The 16708-nt window shown below is 58.1% G+C and carries 14 protein-coding genes; 8 read left to right on the plus strand and 6 right to left on the minus strand.

The genetic code is table 11. The annotated features are described in order from the left end of the window. Nucleotides 1–116 precede the first annotated feature (116 nt). Nucleotides 117–1394 carry an ATP-binding protein gene (locus tag BFW87_RS27380; protein WP_078742840.1) on the minus strand — a complete coding sequence of 426 codons (1278 nt, stop codon included), beginning with the start codon at nucleotides 1392–1394 and terminating at the stop codon, nucleotides 117–119. Next, nucleotides 1395–2102, minus strand: coding sequence for a winged helix-turn-helix domain-containing protein (locus BFW87_RS27385; protein WP_078742841.1), 708 nt, complete (start codon nucleotides 2100–2102; stop codon nucleotides 1395–1397). A gap of 160 nt (nucleotides 2103–2262) precedes the next feature. On the opposite strand from BFW87_RS27385, the gene BFW87_RS27390 reads away from it, so the two are divergent. Further along, nucleotides 2263–3462 (plus strand): MFS transporter, encoded by a 1200-nt coding sequence (locus BFW87_RS27390; RefSeq protein WP_078742842.1) that lies wholly within the window; start codon nucleotides 2263–2265, stop codon nucleotides 3460–3462. Here BFW87_RS27390 and BFW87_RS27395 read toward each other — a convergent pair. Further along, nucleotides 3418–4020 carry a tRNA-(ms[2]io[6]A)-hydroxylase gene (locus tag BFW87_RS27395; RefSeq protein WP_078742953.1) on the minus strand — a complete coding sequence of 201 codons (603 nt, stop codon included), beginning with the start codon at nucleotides 4018–4020 and terminating at the stop codon, nucleotides 3418–3420. The two genes, BFW87_RS27390 and BFW87_RS27395, sit on opposite strands and share 45 nt — an antisense overlap. A 153-nt stretch (nucleotides 4021–4173) precedes the next feature. On the opposite strand from BFW87_RS27395, the gene BFW87_RS27400 reads away from it, so the two are divergent. Then, nucleotides 4174–5037 (plus strand): universal stress protein, encoded by an 864-nt coding sequence (locus tag BFW87_RS27400; protein WP_078742843.1) that lies wholly within the window; start codon nucleotides 4174–4176, stop codon nucleotides 5035–5037. A 121-nt stretch (nucleotides 5038–5158) separates the two neighbouring features. On the opposite strand, the gene BFW87_RS27405 is transcribed toward BFW87_RS27400, so the two are convergent. Further along, nucleotides 5159–5629 (minus strand): DUF1289 domain-containing protein, encoded by a 471-nt coding sequence (locus BFW87_RS27405; protein ID WP_078742954.1) that lies wholly within the window; start codon nucleotides 5627–5629, stop codon nucleotides 5159–5161. Nucleotides 5630–6023: 394 nt separating this feature from the next. Here BFW87_RS27405 and acnB point away from each other — a divergent pair, with 394 nt between their 5' ends. Further along, nucleotides 6024–8633 carry a bifunctional aconitate hydratase 2/2-methylisocitrate dehydratase gene (acnB, locus tag BFW87_RS27410; RefSeq protein WP_078742844.1) on the plus strand — a complete coding sequence of 870 codons (2610 nt, stop codon included), beginning with the start codon at nucleotides 6024–6026 and terminating at the stop codon, nucleotides 8631–8633. A gap of 201 nt (nucleotides 8634–8834) precedes the next feature. On the opposite strand, the gene BFW87_RS27415 is transcribed toward acnB, so the two are convergent. After that, nucleotides 8835–10112, minus strand: a complete 1278-nt coding sequence (locus tag BFW87_RS27415; RefSeq protein ID WP_078742845.1) for a serine/threonine transporter — start codon at nucleotides 10110–10112, stop codon at nucleotides 8835–8837. Nucleotides 10113–10695: 583 nt separating this feature from the next. On the opposite strand from BFW87_RS27415, the gene BFW87_RS27420 reads away from it, so the two are divergent. The 3 genes from BFW87_RS27420 (at nucleotide 10696) to BFW87_RS27430 (ending at nucleotide 13597) form a co-directional block, all read left to right on the plus strand. Then, nucleotides 10696–12057: an FAD-binding oxidoreductase gene (locus BFW87_RS27420; protein WP_078742846.1), complete on the plus strand. Its 1362-nt coding sequence runs from the start codon at nucleotides 10696–10698 to the stop codon at nucleotides 12055–12057. Between the two features lie 220 nt (nucleotides 12058–12277). Continuing rightward, the gene (locus BFW87_RS27425; protein WP_078742847.1) at nucleotides 12278–12892 is read left to right on the plus strand and encodes a TetR/AcrR family transcriptional regulator; all 615 of its coding nucleotides are present in this window, start codon (nucleotides 12278–12280) and stop codon (nucleotides 12890–12892) included. Between the two features lie 180 nt (nucleotides 12893–13072). Next, a complete protein-coding gene (locus BFW87_RS27430) occupies nucleotides 13073–13597 on the plus strand; it encodes a cysteine hydrolase family protein (RefSeq protein ID WP_078742848.1) in 525 nt (174 codons plus the stop codon). A gap of 5 nt (nucleotides 13598–13602) precedes the next feature. Here BFW87_RS27430 and BFW87_RS27435 read toward each other — a convergent pair whose 3' ends face one another. Then, the gene (locus BFW87_RS27435) at nucleotides 13603–13935 is read right to left on the minus strand and encodes a hypothetical protein (protein WP_078742849.1); all 333 of its coding nucleotides are present in this window, start codon (nucleotides 13933–13935) and stop codon (nucleotides 13603–13605) included. Nucleotides 13936–14448: 513 nt separating this feature from the next. Here BFW87_RS27435 and BFW87_RS27440 point away from each other — a divergent pair. Beyond that, nucleotides 14449–15402 (plus strand): 2-hydroxyacid dehydrogenase, encoded by a 954-nt coding sequence (locus tag BFW87_RS27440; RefSeq protein ID WP_078742850.1) that lies wholly within the window; start codon nucleotides 14449–14451, stop codon nucleotides 15400–15402. 230 nt (nucleotides 15403–15632) lie between these two features. Further along, nucleotides 15633–16700: a phosphotransferase family protein gene (locus BFW87_RS27445; RefSeq protein WP_078742851.1), complete on the plus strand. Its 1068-nt coding sequence runs from the start codon at nucleotides 15633–15635 to the stop codon at nucleotides 16698–16700. The last annotated feature ends 8 nt before the right edge of the window (nucleotides 16701–16708 follow it).

A 16708-nucleotide genomic window follows, 5' to 3' on the forward strand; every position in this document is an offset into this window, starting at 1 on the left:
ACCCGCTGTAAGAGCGGAACCGATATCAGCCGTTACCCAAATAACGGATATGTACACAACCAAACCGCCATCGCAGGCAAGCCAGCTCCCACATAAAATCGGTTCCCCCCAGAAAGCTACTCAGCATACGCCCACGTCATCCGAAACGACGCCCCACCCCACTCCGAATCCAGCACCTCCACCCTCCCGCCATGCCATTGACTAACCCGCTGCACCAACGCCAAACCCAAGCCAAACCCCCCGGTACGCCGATCCCGACTGGCATCAAGCCGCATAAACGGCTCGAAAATCTTCGTACGCCCATCCAGCGGCACACCGGGCCCATCGTCACTCACACGCACTTCATAACCGCTGCCAAACTTGACCAACGACACTTCCACCCGACGCTCTGCATAGCGAATGGCATTACGCAGCAGGTTGATCACAGCCCGCGCCATAAACCGCGGTTCAATCCGGATGAAATCAACCTCACAGGTACGCAACGACAACTGTATCCCCGCCGCCTCGGCCTCCAGGGCCACACTGCCGATCACACTGTCGAGCCAACTGTGGGCCTCAATATTTTCCCGGGTAACCTGAGTCGCCCCACGTTCCAGACTGGCATAGGTCAACAACTCGGAAACCATCTCCTCCAGCTCCCCAAGATCAGCGTACATGTCGGCAATCAGTTCGCGACTCTTACGCGGGTCAGCCTGTTGCTTGAGCTGATCAAGCTCAAACGACAACCGCGCAATCGGCGTGCGCAATTCATGCGAAACCGCATTAGTCAGCTCGCGCTGATTGGCGATCAGGCTTTCAATGCGCTCGGCCATCTGGTTGAAGTGCCCCGCCAGCTCACGCACGGTCGAACGGCGTGGCAGCAGGATGCGCGAACCGAGGTCGTTGTCGCCAAAGCGCTGCGCAGCCAGGCGGATATGCTCCAGGTCACGCCAGTGGGGGCGCACCCAGAAATACAGGACGATCGCCAGGCTCACACCCAGGAAACTATAGGCCCACAGGTACAACCATTTGGGTTCTTCAGGCAGCTTGATGTCCAGCAGTTGCGGGCCGTCATCAATGGTGGTGATGAACTCCATAAAGTCGCCGCGCACCACCAGTTGGCCATTGGCGAGAAACCGCTGCTCACGCGCGGTGAGTGCCAGGGTATCGCGCTGCACCAACTTCAGGCGCAACCCATAATGGGTTTGAAGCTCCGCCAGCCGCGCCTCCCGGGCGGCCCCCTGCACAGGCCGTAGTTGCTCCACCACGCCATAAGCCGGGCCCCGCAGTGCTTCGCGGTTATACACTTCGTTGGCTTCGGGAAGCAGCTCGTCGAAGGTGTAGTTGACCAACCAGATCGCGCCCGCCAACCCCAGCGCCAGGATCACATACAGGCGCAAAAACAGCCGCAGCATCTAGACCTCCCACGCAAACGGGTTGAACAGGTAGCCCTTGCCCCAGATGGTCTTGATGCACACCGGCTCGCGCGGGTTGTCATTGAGCTTGGCGCGCAGCTTGCTGATATACACATCGACGCTGCGGTTGAGCCCGTCGAAGGCGATACCGCGCATGCGGTTGAGGATATCGTCGCGGGACAGAATGTTTCCGGAGTTACTGGCCAGCAGCCACAACAGTTCGAACTCCATGGTGGTCAGGTCAATCTTTTCACCGCCGAGGCTGACCACCCGGCAACTGCGATCAATCGACAAACGGCCAAACTCCAGGAAATCGCGCACCGTGGGCTCGGGCACCTGACGGCGTTGCAGCGCACGCAAACGCGCGAGCAGCACCGGCGGCTTGATGGGTTTGATCACGTAGTCGTCAGCGCCGGACTCCAGGCCCAGAATGTGGTCCAGGTCGTCTTCCTTGGCGGTCAGAATGACGATGGGTGTATCCGACACATTACGAATCTCACGGCACACGTGCAGGCCGCTCTGGCCCGGCAACATCAAGTCGAGCACAACGATCTTCGGCTTGAAGTCGAGAAACACCGCCAAGGCCTCGTCGCCCCGGTGCACCACGCGCACCTCGAAACCGTGTTGCGACAAGAAATGTGCGATCAGCCCTGCCAGCTTTTCATCGTCCTCAACGAGCAGGACCTTGCCCAGACCCAGGTTTTCCATAAATTCTCAGTGTGGAGGCTCGAATTGAAGTGCTAGCATTATAGTCAGCATGACTCCCCCCCCGCGCATAAGCCTCGCACGGCCTGACAAAAGCTTCATGCTTTTAAGAGTTTTTAACAATTAAACTGAAATGTTTAACGCCTTTCACTGAGGAGATGCGATGCGCAAAGATTACCTGGCCTTCTTCGTTTCACTGTTCATGTCGCGGCTCGCGGATCAGATACTGCTGTTTATCGTGCCGCTGGTGGTGTTTCAGACCACCAATAGTGTGTCCTGGGCCGGGTTGGCGTTTTTTGTGGAGTCGCTGCCGCGCTATCTGGCGTTCCCGATATGCGGGGCATTGTGCGACCGGATTTCACCGGTGCGCATCCTGCATATCAGCCAGATTTACAGGGCGCTGGTCTGTGTGGTGGCCGTGGCCTTATACGGAATGTTCGACGGTATTTACTGGCTGGTGATCCTGTCAGCAATATGTGGGGTGTTGACTACCCAAGGCATCATGGCGCGGGAAGTGCTGATGCCACATGTATTCAAGGACTACAGCTACGCCAAAACCTTGTCTTACTCGCAGATTGCCGACCAGAGCGGTCTGGTACTCGGGCCGCTGGTAGCGGCACTGATGCTGGAGGTATGGGCTTGGCACTGGGTGGTGATCGGGGTCGCCGGGCTGTTTGTACTGGCTGATGTTGCGATGCGAATCTGGCAGAGCAGCACTACGGACAATCTCGAAATCCACCCGCACAAAAAAGGCCCCTTGTTGCAACCGCTGCTTATCGCATTCACGCACATCGCCAGGCTGAACGAACTCAAACGCATCATTGTACTGGCCGTCGGGATCAACCTGCTCTATGGCGTGATCATGGCCACGTCCGCCGCAATGGTCACTGGCCAATACGCCGAGAGCAAAGACTCGTACGCCCTGCTGCAAACCGCCAGCGCATTGGTGACTATTTCCATCCTGTTTTACCTGGCGCGCTCCAAGTTGACCCTGAAACTGATGGGTGGTCTGTCGTATACGATGATGACACTGGGTGCGCTGATCATGGCCATCAGCCCGACTTTTTGGGGTTATACCCTGGGCTTTCTGGTGATGTTCGGTTTTGAGAAGATGTTCAGCGTGTACATGCGCAGCACACGCCAGCGCGTGATTCCGGTGAAGGATTTCGGCAAGACCGTGGGCGTGATCACCTTGCTCAACAACCTGGCCCAACCGCTGGCCGGGCTGATGATTGCGCTGCTGGCGGCGCCTTTGGGCACGCAGACGGTCATCCTGCTGCTCACTGGGATCACCGCGCTGCTCGGCGTAGCGGTGGCCTCAGGCTGGTACGCCACTGTGGAAGCGGAACTCGAGGTCGGGTGATTCGATCAGTTCCTGTTCGGCCACCCTCACCCGCTCGATCACCTGGGCGATGTCCTTGGCGTCACCATACTGGTACGCCAACTTCAAATACCCCTGGAAGTGCCGCGCTTCGCTTTTCAGCAAGCCGAAGTAGAACTTGCCGAGTTCTTCGTCCAAATGCGGCACCAGCGCTTCGAAACGCTCGCAACTGCGCGCTTCGATAAACGCGCCAACCACCAGCGTATCCACCAGTTTGACCGGTTCATGGGTGCGCACTACTTTGCGCAGACCCGAGGCATATCGCCCGGCGTGCAGTTGACGCAGCTCGACCTTGCGCTTTTTCATCAGGCGCATGACCTGTTCGTGGTGCACCAGCTCTTCACGGGCCAGGCGCGACATCATGCTGATCAGGTCGACATGGCCGTGGTACTTGGCCATCAGGCTCATCGCGGTGCTGGCGGCTTTGAATTCGCAGTTTTTGTGGTCGATCAGCAGGGTGTCCTGATCGGCCAGCGCGGCCTGGACCCAGGCGTCAGGGGTGCGGCAGCCGAGGAATTCGTGGATTTCGGGCAGGTTCATCGGGCTCACGGTCAAAAGCATCACAAAAGGGCGCCGATTATACCGACCGCGCCGCAGACCACCAGCCACCGGCCTTGATGTGTATCAACATGACGTGCGCCCGTGAGCAACTATAGTTGTTCAACGCCCCGTCTTTATCTGGAGAACCCGAACATGCAAGCCATTCGCAGCATTTTGGTGGTGATCGAGCCCGAGCATGCGGAAAGCCTGGCCTTAAAGCGCGCCAAGCTGATCGCCGGGGTCACCGGCGCGCATCTGCATTTGCTGGTCTGCGATAAAAAGCATGAACACTCGGCGCTGCTCAGCCTGCTCAAGTCGGGCTTGCAGGAGGACGGCTACAGCGTAACCACCGAGCAGGCGTGGAATGACAGCCTGCATGAAACCATCATCGACGTGCAGCTGGCCGAAGGCTGTGGGCTGGTAGTCAAGCAACACTTCCCCGACAGCCCGCTGAAAAAGGCCTTGCTGACCCCGGCGGACTGGAAACTGCTGCGCTACTGCCCTACCCCCGTGCTGCTGGTGAAAACCGCCACGCCCTGGGCGGGCAAGGTGGTGCTGGCGGCGATTGATGTGGGCAATACCGACAGCGAACACCAGGCGCTGCACAACACCATCATCGACCATGGGTTCGACATTGCGCGGCTGGCCAAGGCGCAATTGCACGTGATCAGCGCGCATCCTTCACCGATGCTGTCAGCGGCGGACCCGACCTTCCAGCTCAAGGAAACCATCGAGGCGCGCTATCGCGAGCAGTGCAAGGCGTTTCAGGCGGAGTTCGATGTGGATGACGCCCACCTGCACATCGAGGAAGGCCCGGCGGATGTGTTGATTCCGTTTGCGGCGCATAAATGGCAGGCGGCGGTGACGATTATTGGAACCGTGGCGCGTACGGGGATTTCCGGGGCGTTGATCGGGAATACGGCGGAGGTGGTGCTAGACGCTGTTGAGGGTGACGTGCTGGTGCTTAAGCCGGAGGCGTTGATGGATCATCTGCAAGAGCTGGCCACCAAGGCATGAGAACAACGCAGATCAACATGTGGGAGCGGGCTTGCTCGCGAAGAGGGGGTGCCAGCCACTGAATTAATTGACTGACCCACCGCTTTCGCGAGCAAGCCCGCTCCCACATTTGTTTGTGTTGTCAGTCAGACAATGCATCGCGCAAGAACCCCGGCGCGATATAGCGCTGGTAATGCGCCTCGGACAAAATAAAAAACTCCCGATCAATCGCATCACGCAAATCCGGCAATGCCCAATCGCGAAACTCCGGCAACAGCACCATGCCATAGGCCTCCAGATTGGAAATCACCCGCGCGCCCCGGGCGATCAGCTGGTAGGCCCAGCAGTACTCGGACTGGTGCGGCACAAAACGAATTTTGCGCTGCTCAAGCTGCCCGCGCAGGGTCTTGGGGTCGAAAACTTCCAGCTTGCCCGTCATCACCTGCACCAACAGCTGCTCAAGCCTGAGCCACACCGCGCGTTTTTCTTCTTCGTTATAGCCATTCCACTGGATCACTTCGTGGTGGAAGCGCTTGCAGCCGCGGCACACGAGATCGCCGTAAACCGTGGAGCACAGGCCGACGCAGGGGGTCTTGATGGTGTGGTTGGACATGGCAGGCAACACGCAAATCAGCAAAACAGTGCCTCATGTTAGCCCTTTGTCTAACCTTCATCACCCTGCAAACTTGGCGAGGCAACTTACCTTTAGAATTTTTTTGCCGTAGAATCATCCGGCCTTGTAAGGCGCCAATAGTCCATTGGAAGCTGTTTTCAAAGCGTCACGAGCACAGTCGTTCCTTCAGAGCGGTGTTGGCGACGGTTATTTACCCGGTAAATAGCCAGCGCCAACCCTCATCAGCTCCGCTCTGCAGGCGTAAAACTTTGAAAGCAGCTTCTGTGAGAAATGCCGGCAGCGCTGGCTTTGCGGCCCAAAAAGCCCCCGAGCGCATGCGTGCCGATCATTTCTGGATGAGCGTCCCGTGGGACCACTGATGAGGGTAATAACTGTGCTTGAAGCCTACCGCAAACATATCGAAGAGCGCGCAGCACTGGGTATCGTTCCCCAGCCGCTTAACGCCGAACAAACCGCAGGCCTGGTCGAGCTGCTGAAAAATCCCCCGGCTGGCGAAGAAGAATTCCTCGTTGACCTGATCACCAACCGCATTCCACCAGGCGTTGACGAGGCTGCCTACGTCAAGGCCGGTTTCCTGTCTGCCCTGGCCAAGGGCGAAGCCACTTCCCCCCTGATCGACAAAAAGCGCGCTGTTGAACTGCTTGGCACCATGCAAGGCGGCTACAACATCGTGACCCTGGTCGAGCTGCTGGACGACGCCACGCTGGCGCCGGTTGCTGCCGCCCAACTCAAGCACACCCTGCTGATGTTCGATGCGTTCCACGACGTCGCCGAAAAAGCCCGCAACGGCAACGAACACGCCAAAGGCGTGATCCAGTCCTGGGCTGACGGCGAGTGGTTCCGCAACCGCCCAACCCTGGCCGACAAGATCAGCCTGCGCGTGTTCAAGGTTACCGGCGAAACCAACACCGACGACCTGTCCCCTGCTCCCGATGCCTGGTCCCGCCCGGACATCCCGCTGCACGCCCTGGCCATGCTGAAAATGGCGCGTGAAGGCATCGTGCCGGACGAGCAAGGCAAAACCGGCCCGATGAAGCAGATCGAAGAGATGCGCGCCCATGGCTTCCCGATCGCCTACGTCGGCGACGTGGTCGGTACCGGTTCTTCGCGTAAATCGGCCACCAACTCCGTGCTGTGGTTCTTCGGCGACGACGTGCCTTACGTGCCGAACAAGCGCGCAGGCGGCTTCTGCTTCGGCAGCAAGATCGCTCCAATCTTCTACAACACCATGGAAGATGCCGGCGCACTGCCAATCGAGTTCGACGTCACCGACATGAACATGGGCGACGTGATCGACCTGTACCCGCATGCCGGCAAAGTCTGCAAACACGGTACCGACGAAGTCATCACCACCTTCGAAATGAAGACCCCGGTGTTGTTGGACGAAGTTCGCGCCGGCGGCCGTATTCCGCTGATCATCGGTCGCGGTCTGACCGACAAGGCACGTGCTGAACTGGGCCTGGGCCCAACCGACCTGTTCAAGTTGCCTGAAGCCCCTGTCGACACCGGCAAGGGTTTCACCCTGGCACAGAAAATGGTCGGCAAGGCCTGCGGTCTGCCAGAAGGCAAAGGCGTTCGTCCTGGCACCTACTGCGAGCCAAAGATGACCACCGTGGGTTCTCAGGACACCACCGGTCCAATGACCCGTGACGAACTGAAAGACCTGGCGTGCCTGGGCTTCTCGACCGATCTGGTGATGCAGTCCTTCTGCCACACCGCGGCCTATCCTAAGCCGATCGACGTGACCACCCACCACACCCTGCCTGATTTCATCATGACCCGTGGCGGTATATCGCTGCGTCCAGGCGACGGCATCATCCACAGCTGGCTGAACCGCATGCTGCTGCCGGACACCGTCGGTACCGGTGGTGACTCCCACACCCGTTTCCCGATGGGCATCTCGTTCCCGGCCGGTTCCGGTCTGGTCGCGTTCGCCGCAGCCACTGGCGTTATGCCACTGGACATGCCGGAATCGATCCTGGTGCGCTTCAAAGGCAAAATGAAACCTGGCATCACCCTGCGTGACCTGGTTCATGCCATTCCTTACTACGCGATCCAGTCGGGCTTGCTGACGGTCGAGAAGAAAGGCAAGAAGAACGCCTTCTCCGGCCGCATCCTGGAAATCGAAGGCCTGAACGACCTGACGCTGGAACAGGCTTTCGAGCTGTCCGACGCCTCGGCTGAACGTTCTGCTGCCGGTTGCACCATCAAGCTGTCGAAAGCGTCGATCACCGAGTACCTGAACTCCAACATCACCCTGCTGCGCTGGATGATCGGTGAAGGTTACGGCGACCCGCGTACTCTGGAACGTCGCGCCCAAGCGATGGAAGCCTGGGTCAAGAACCCTGAGCTGATGGAAGCCGATGCCGACGCCGAATACGCCGAAATCATCGAGATCGACCTGGCCGACATCAACGAGCCGATCCTCTGCGCACCAAACGACCCGGACGATGCCCGTCTGTTGTCCAGCGTTGCCGGCGAGAAGATTGACGAAGTGTTCATCGGTTCGTGCATGACCAACATTGGTCACTTCCGCGCTGCCGGTAAACTGCTGGAGCAGGTCAAGGGTCAGCTGCCAACCCGTCTGTGGCTGTCGCCGCCGACCAAAATGGACGCTCACCAACTGACCGAAGAAGGCTACTACGGCATCTACGGTAAGGCTGGCGCACGCATGGAAATGCCGGGCTGCTCGCTGTGCATGGGTAACCAGGCACGTGTAGAGCCGAATTCGACCGTTGTGTCGACGTCGACCCGTAACTTCCCGAACCGCCTGGGTGACGGCGCGAACGTCTACCTGGCCTCGGCTGAGCTGGCGGCTGTTGCTTCCACGCTGGGTCGCCTGCCGACGGTTGAAGAGTACATGGGTTACGCAGCGAAACTGGACACCATGGCCAGTGACGTTTACCGCTACCTGAACTTCGACCAGATCGCCGAGTTCCGCAAAATCGCAGCAAGCGCCAACATCCCGGTGATTCAAGCCTAAGGTGTTGATGCAATAAAAAAACGCCGCGTATCTCACGATACGCGGCGTTTTTTTATGCCAGGAATACGGTATCAGCAACACCACAAAACAAATGTGGGAGCGGGCTTGCCTGCGATAGCGGTAGTTCAATCACCCTCTTTAGTGACTGATACACCGCTATCGCAGGCAAGCCAGCTCCCACAGTTTTGATCGCGGCAGACCTTACCCAATCAGCGAATACACCAACGCTGTAATCGCCACCAAGCCAACAGCCGTCACAAACACATTGGACGCCTGCCCACGGTATTTGGCCATGGCCGGCACCTTGCGGATCGCGTACATCGGCATCAGGAACAGGATCGATGCGATCACCGGGCCGCCCAGGGTCTCGATCATGCCGAGAATGCTCGGATTAAGCGTGGCGACCAGCCAGCACACCACCAGCATGAACGCAGCGGTCATGCGATCCAGGGACTTGGCCCCCGGACGGCGACCGGTCTTCAGCACCAGGCCTTTAAGGCCTTCGCTGGCGCCGATGTAGTGACCCAGGAACGACTTGGCAATCGCCACAAACGCAATCAACGGTGCGGCGAAGGCGATGGTCGGGTTGTCGAAGTGGTTGGCCAGGTACGACAGGATCGACAGGTTCTGCGCCTTCGCCTCTGCCAACTGCGCCGGCGACAGAGTCAGCACACAGCTGAACACAAAGAACAGCACCATCACCACCATCAGCAGGTGCGCGCGGGACAGGATCTGCGAGCTGCGCTCATCGGCGTTTGCGCCGTACTGGCGCTTCTGGTCAACCGCAAAAGCCGAAATGATCGGCGAATGGTTGAACGAGAACACCATCACCGGAATCGCCAGCCACAGCGTGCTCAGCAATGCTGACGGCGCCGGCACCTCACGCGCGGTGCTGAGAATGCCACCGTTCCAGTGCGGGATCAGGTACACCGCCAGAAACAGCAAAGCGACGATAAACGGATACACCATCAGGCTCATGGCCTTGACGATCACTCTCTCACCGCAACGCACCACGGCCAGCAGGCCAAGGATCAGCACAAACGCCAGGATCGCCCGTGGCGGCGGCAGGATGTGCAGTTGGTGTTCCATAAAGCTGCCGACGGTGTTGGTCAGCGCCACGCTATAGATCAGCAGGATGGGGAAGATCGCGAAGAAGTACAGCAAGGTGATCAGCGCGCCGGCCTTGATACCAAAATGCTCTTCGACCACATCGGTAATGTCGGAGCCTTCCCGGCCGGACAGTACGAAACGGGTCAGGCCACGGTGGGCAAAGAACGTCATCGGAAACGCCAGCAGCGCCAGGATCACCAGCGGCCAAAAGCCCCCGAGGCCCGCGTTGATGGGCAAAAACAAGGTACCGGCGCCAATGGCGGTGCCGAACAAGCCAAGCATCCAGGTGGTGTCCTGGCGGCTCCAGCTTGTGAGGGTTGCAGGTGTCGTCTCATAGCGTTCGTCGACGCTATTGGCCTGATCATTCATCCGGTCGGATCTCCGCATTGACATGGCCGGGGCGAGTCAGAAAACCTGACAGGCAGCGCCCCAGCCATAGAAGGGGCCGGATTGTCCGGGATTCTTCTGAATAAGCAAAGACTTAGCTGAGGAACGGTTGCCCGGTGCAGAGGGTCAAGGACACTCAAAAGCAGCGATTTCCATAGGTTTTCAGAATTTTTCCGGGACTTTTTCGACGAGCTTCAACAGCCCAGCGATGAGCCTTTGAAAAATACTGCGTGCAGACGTGAGTGATCGTCAGAAATGAAATCAATAACAATAGAATTGAGGACAAAGCGCGTATCAAACTATTCCGCCCGTGTCCAAAATTGCAGTTTAAGGCTGTGTCTAAGTTAAACGTTGCGCTCAAGACTTTGCAGATCGCGACAGTACGGATTGAAGAACATCATAATAGCGAGCAGCTAATTTTCCTGGAGTTTGCATATATCAGCGACTCGGCAAGAACGTGAAGATAATTTTACTGTGAATATGCATTTACTGGACTATCAATATCACTCAAGTTTTAGTGTGTTTTTTAAGTCTATTTTCATTTCGAATCTGGAGTATCACCACAATGACCTCCCAGGCATCCTCAAATCAGCTTGCTGAGCTATCTTCAGCACTGCAAGACTCCGGTTGTGAAATCCTGCCTAACGACTATTTCTCCAGTGTGGAAACTCGTGGCAGGAACAGTGCACATGTTGCACATCCTGGGTTGATTGTGCGCTGCGCTTCGCCGAAAACGCTGCAGCTTGCATGGGATATGGCGCGAGCGCAGGAGCTACCCGTTTGCATCCATAGTACCGGCCGGGACTGGAGGGGGCGCTCTTTGAAGGACAACAGTGTCGTGCTCGATTTATCCGCAATGAACGCAATTAAAATCGACGTCGATGCGCTTGAGGTATCGATTGAAGGAGGGGTCACCACGTCGCAACTGAATAACTTCCTCCGCGACTACGACCTGGTCACGGTGATTGGCAACGAAGGCTCAGTGGGTATGGCCGGCTTTCTGATGGGGGGCGGCTACGGCCCACTGATGATGCGTTACGGTTTGGGTTGTGACAATTTGATCGCGGCAGACATCTTGTTACCCAATGGCGAAAAAGTGTTCTGCGACGATAACCACGAGCCGCAGCTTTTCTGGGCGATTCGGGGCGGTGGCGGTAATTTTGGTGTGCTGGTTAGTGCGCGCTTGCGCCTGTATGCACCGCCAGCGCTGTATTCAGGATCGGTCGTATTCCCATGGAAAGATGCAGCGGCAGCGCTCGAGTGTTATGAGCAGGCGATGCATTGCGCGTCGGAGGCGCTTTTCGGCTCAGTGGCGATGGTGGTCGGGCCCGCCGGAAAGCCGATATTAGTCGTCTCACTGATCTGGACGGCAGGACTTGAGCAAGGCATACGGGCATTTGAAGATCTGGCCGCGGTGGGCGACCCGATAAACGCCAAAGCCGGTCTTATCAACCCAACGGATGTACTCGCGCTCACCGACGGAAAACTACCGGCCGGACGTGGTTATGAAGTCGGCACAGGCTGGTTTGATAGACTATCGACGTCAACCATCAGCACCCTGATCGCGGCATTTGACGCCCGCAGCTCCGATTTGAGCTCGATCATCATTCATCATTGCCATGGAGTTGCAACCGCCGTCGCGCCGAACGCTACGGCTTTTGGCATGCGCAAACCGCATTTCACCGCGCTGATCTATGGCAGTTGGCTGCCTGACTCCGGAGACGGAAAGGTACACAGCGCCTGGGTGAACACGCTGAACGCTGCGCTTTCTACAACGGCGTTACCGGGCGGCTACGCGAATTTATTGCCCGACGGCGCAGAGGAGCAAATCGCCCATGCCTATGGCGAGAACGGCATTCAGCTTGCGCAGCTAAAGAGACGGTTTGATCCAAGCGGAGTTCTAGCCGCGATACCGCTTCCAAAATGATTGCCATTTTTTTGAACAATGAAATTCAGGAATGAGGCAGCGCCGTCGATTTCACATGGTCATTCAGCGTTCAGTGTGCCAACCAATACTGAAAACCTTCGGCGGTTTCAGCGGGCTGTAGCGCAACACGAATAATACATTCCCGAACAAATCTATTTTAGAATGGCCCTCATTCCTGTACTTTCGAGCAGTGCCCGCCTTTACCTCTGAGAGCCCCGCCATGCCTCGCGTTTCCCGCAAACAAGCCGAACTCAATCGCGAAATCATCGTCGAGGCCGCTACGCATTTGTTTCGCGAGCGCGGGCTGCACGGTATCAGCCTGTCAGATGTGATGGCTGCCGCCGGGCTGACCCATGGTGGCTTCTACGGGCACTTTGCGTCCAAGGAAGCACTGGCCACCGAGGCGTGCCAGAAGGCGTTCGAGCAATCAAACCTTGGCTGGCAGGAAAAAATCAGCGCCAGTACTGACCAACGGGCTGCGCGCGAAGCCATCCTGCGCCCGTATTTTTTGGCCTCTCACCGCGATAACCCTGGCGATGGCTGCCCGATTTCGGCATTCACCCCGGACATGTGCCATGAACCCGCCGACACAGCCTTGCAACACGCGTTCATCGACGGCGTAGAGCAATCGCTGGATGTTTTTGCGCAACTTCAGGATGACGACCGCCAGGCCTTGCTCGCCAAGTACGCGATGATGATCGGGGCACTGACCCTTGCTCGAGCGACACGAGGAAATGCTTTATCGGATGAGTTTCTTGAAGCCGCGCGAAATACGCTGTTGCCCGAGCATAAGCCCGCCGCAGCCGTTGACAGCAAAACGAAAGCCACCGCATGATCCGGCCATGAACCTTATTCAGAGTCACCTCACCCGCACCACCACGACCGCCTGCGGCGGGTCGGGTGGTTGCCGTGGGTGCTTGAACTAGATACACCCCCGGAATAACCCAAGGCCCCGCCAGCAATGGACGGGGCCTTTTTATTGCTCCGCCACCTGGCAATCACAAGGAGCAACACCATGAGCGCAGCCCTGCTGATCATCGATATGCAAATCGGCCTGTTTGATGGCCCGGACAAGCCGTTCGAACGCGAACGTGTACTGGAAACCATCAACACGCTTATCCAGCGCACTCGCAAGGCCGACGCACCGATCTTCGTCGCCCGCCATACCGGCCCGGCAGGCTCGCCAATCGAAGCAGGCAGCCCGCTCTGGCAGCTATGGCCCGGGCTGGATGTCGACACAGCTCGCGACCATCTGTTCAATAAAACCCGGCCGAGTTGTTTCCTGGGCACTGATCTGGCGCAGCAACTGGCAGCAGCGCACGTCAATGAGCTGGTGGTTGTCGGGATGAAAACCCAGTTTTGTGTCGACACAACATGCCGCGTGGCGGTGGAGCTAGGGTTCTCAGTGGTATTGCCGGAAGACGCCCATACCTGCATGGACACTCCGGCACTGAAGGCTGAGGCGATCATTGAGCATCACAACGCCACACTGGCCGGGGCGTTTGTGAAGCGTGTGAAAGCGCTGGACGTCTGGCGCTGATACGCTCAAAAAGCAGAGGTTTCGATATTCGCATCGCGCAGTTCGCTTTTTATAGCGTTCTGCGCCATATCCAGTTTTTCGACCAGCTCGGCAGTCTCGTGGGCAGTCAGTGCAATAACCGGCCGGTCCCAATCGAAGTTCTTGATGACATTGATGTGAAACCCGCCCGTTGCATCAAACTCCGGATACCAACCGACGTCCAGCAACAGTCCTCCGGCGAATTCTACCTGGAGCATATCTTCCTTCAACAGGTCGGCCTGCTCCGCTACCGCGATATCCTGCAAGTGCGACAGATCGTCATGAGTAACGGTCCCACCTGTAAAATTCAACGAAATCAATTTGTTAACCTCCTGAATTCCTGTTCGGAAATTGGATGACCATGAACAGCGCCGGCACTGGTCTCTACACGAACCCAACAACTGAGCTTACCTTGGCTGGCGCCTATGCAATGCGGGAACTCCATCACTTTCCAGGGTCTTGCGTTAGTCGTCTGCATGCCATTTTTACAGGCCTCTCTTTCAAGCTTTTCAATAGCGATGCCTGGCCTGTACTTGGCAGGGCCATTAAGCGTACTGGCTATTACAGTTCGCCAGGGTGTAAGTGTTGATGGGCTGTGTTTGTAACCGTACGGCGTCCATTCGATCTCTTCATGCGTGGCAGGAACAAGCATCCATGTCGTCTCTGCTGGAGGGAAAGTCGACAAAATATGGCTCAGTAAATCGAGCCTGGACGGACGGTACGGAAATTCAGAATGGCCTTACGAAAGAAGAAAATTTTCTACCCGAACAAAACGCTCCATCTTACAAATCCCGCATACTCCTCCTCTCAAACCCTTCAGGAAGAGCCTCCCGATGTCCACCACTGTTCTGGTCCTGGTTGAAACCATCAACGAATACCTGCAAATCATCGAGAGCAATGACTTTCATGTGATTCTGGCGCCAACGCCTGCTGAACGTGCGCAGGCGATCAAGGCGCACGGCGGGCAGATCAAGGCCGTGCTGACGCGTGGGCCACTGGGCCTGTATGCGGAGGAAATCGCCGCGTTGCCGCTGCTGGAGATCATCTGCGTGATCGGCGCCGGCTATGAGCATGTGGACCTGCAGGCGGCGAGCAACCGTGGGATTGTGGTGACCAACGGCGCCGGGGTGAACGCACCGTCGGTGGCTGATCACGCCATGGCGTTGCTGCTGTCGCTGGTGCGCGGTATTCCTCAGACCGACGCCGCCGTGCGCCGCAGCGAGTGGCCGAAGGTGATGCGTCCGTCCCTGGGCGGCAAGCAGTTGGGCATTCTCGGGCTGGGTGCGGTAGGCATGGAAATCGCCAAACGCGCGTCGCTCGGGTTTGGCATGGAGGTGAGTTATCACAACCGCCAACCCCGTGATGACGTGGAGTACACCTACTGCGCAACGGCCGTGGAACTGGCACGCACCTCGGACTTCCTGATCCTGGCCACGCCCGGCGGCGCGAGTACCCGGCACCTGATCGATCGCCACGCGCTGGACGCGCTGGGGCCGCACGGCTTCCTCGTCAACATCGGACGCGGCAGCGTGGTGGTGACCGCCGACCTGGTGGCGGCACTCGAGCAACGACGTATCGGCGGCGCGGCATTGGATGTTTTCGACGATGAGCCCAAAGTGCCCGATGCACTGAAAAAACTCAGCAATACCGTGCTCACCTCCCATGTGGCCGGGCTGTCGCCGGAAGCGGCTCATGACACCGTGCAGCGTGTGGCCGACAACCTGGTGGAGTATTTCGCCGGTCGTCCGGTGCTGACGCCAGTAGCGTTGCCGCCACGCAATCCGTAACGATCAGCCGACGCCGGGGGTGCTCAGGACGTCGGAGCATGGCCTGGCGAACGTCGGAATCGGCGCCCACCTGCCCTGCCGCGCCGCCCTGGTGATTTGAGCACATCAGGCCCGCTGATCATCCTGCAACACGCTAACCTATAAAGCCGCCCCGACCTTGTCGCGTGGCGGCTGTGCGCATTAGATTAGCCAATAGTCCAAGGCCTTTAGAATAAGCAGAAGGGATAAGCATGGCGCTTAACGACCAATCCACCCAGATTCGCCCCGGCGAAGAACTGGACGCCAACCTGATCGACCCTTACCTCAAGGCCCATATTCCGGGCCTCAACGGCACGCCAAAGATCAGCCAGTTTCCCGGCGGTGCGTCGAACCTGACCTACCTGCTGGAATACCCGGGCCAGGAGTTCGTGCTGCGTCGCCCGCCGTTTGGCCATAAAGCCAAATCCGCCCACGACATGGGCCGCGAATACCGCATTTTGAATCAGCTCAAAGACGGCTTTCCGTATTGCCCCAAGGCTTACGTGCATTGCACCGATGAGTCGGTGATCGGCGCCGAGTTTTACGTGATGGAGCGGGTCAACGGCATCATCCTGCGTTCCGACATGCCCGCCGAACTCGGCCTGGACGCCAGCAAGACACAAACACTGTGCAAAAGCTTTATCGACAGGCTCGTTGAGCTGCATCAGGTGGACTACGCCGCGTGCGGCCTGGCGGACCTCGGCAAGCCGCAAGGCTATGTGCAACGCCAGATTCGCGGCTGGAGCGAGCGCTACGAAAAAGCCCTGACGCCGGATGCGCCGAGCTGGGAAGCCGTGCGTGCCTGGCTGAACGACAAGATGCCCGCCGATCACCCGACCACCAGCCTGGTGCACAACGACTACCGCTTCGACAACGTGATCCTCGACCCGCATAACCCGATGCAAATCATCGGCGTGCTGGACTGGGAGCTGACCACCCTCGGCGACCCGCTGATGGACCTAGGCAACACCCTCGCCTACTGGATCGAGGCCGCCGACCCGGCGCCGGTACAACTGATGCGCCGCCAGCCGAGCAACGCGCCGGGCATGCTTACCCGTCGTGAATTTGTCGACTACTACGCCGAACGCGCGGGCATTCAGATCGACAATTTCGATTTCTACTACACCTACGGCCTGTTCCGCCTGGCCGGCATCGTGCAGCAGATCTACTACCGTTTTTTCCACGGCCAGACCCAGGATAAACGCTTTGCGCAGTTCATCCACATGAACAAGCTGCTGGAGCAAATGAGCCTGAACGTCATCAGCAAATCAGCCCTCTGACTAAAAGC

It is taken from the genome of Pseudomonas fluorescens (assembly GCF_002022275.1).
GTDB classification, from domain to species: domain Bacteria; phylum Pseudomonadota; class Gammaproteobacteria; order Pseudomonadales; family Pseudomonadaceae; genus Aquipseudomonas; species Aquipseudomonas fluorescens_AJ.